Raw genomic sequence first — 470 nt, 5'->3', positions numbered from 1 at the left:
CTGATGTGACCCCATAAAAGTAGACACTTAATACAGAGCATTGAGTGTCATGAAAGTAAAATCACAAAGACAATATACAGACGAATTTAAACGAGAAGCTGTTCAGCGATCTCTCGATTCTTCTGATACCGTTAAGTCAGTAGCACTATCCTTAGGAATATCGCCGGTGCTACTTTCTAAATGGAGATGCCAAATGACATCGAAAAAGACTAACTCCCTCCCAATACCTAACCACGGCCCCGAAAAATCCGTTGCACAACTGGAGAAAGAGATCCGTCAATTGAAAAAGAAGCTTGAGATGGCAGAGGTGGAGAATGATTTCTTAAAGGAAGCGAAGGCTTTCTTCGACAGCCAAAAAGAATAAGATTCGAATATATCCTTAAGAAGGCCAGTGTGAAGCTTCCTGTCATACGACTATGCCAATGGTTGGGCGTTTCTAAAGCGGGTTATTACAAGTGGCTAACAAGGAA

The 470-nt window shown here is 41.7% G+C and carries 1 protein-coding gene; it reads left to right on the top strand.

All coding sequences use genetic code 11. The features are described from left to right. The first annotated feature begins 49 nt into the window (after positions 1 to 49). Complete coding sequence (locus IQQ51_RS27965; RefSeq protein ID WP_082153993.1) at positions 50 to 364, top strand: transposase; 315 nt, start codon at positions 50 to 52, stop codon at positions 362 to 364. Positions 365 to 470: the final 106 nt, after the last annotated feature.

The sequence above is a fragment of the Vibrio sp. OPT18 genome, from assembly GCF_015163615.1.
GTDB lineage: Bacteria > Pseudomonadota > Gammaproteobacteria > Enterobacterales > Vibrionaceae > Vibrio > Vibrio coralliirubri.
Note: the sequence above shows the minus strand (reverse complement) of the source record. Positions and strands in the feature narration are given on the sequence as shown.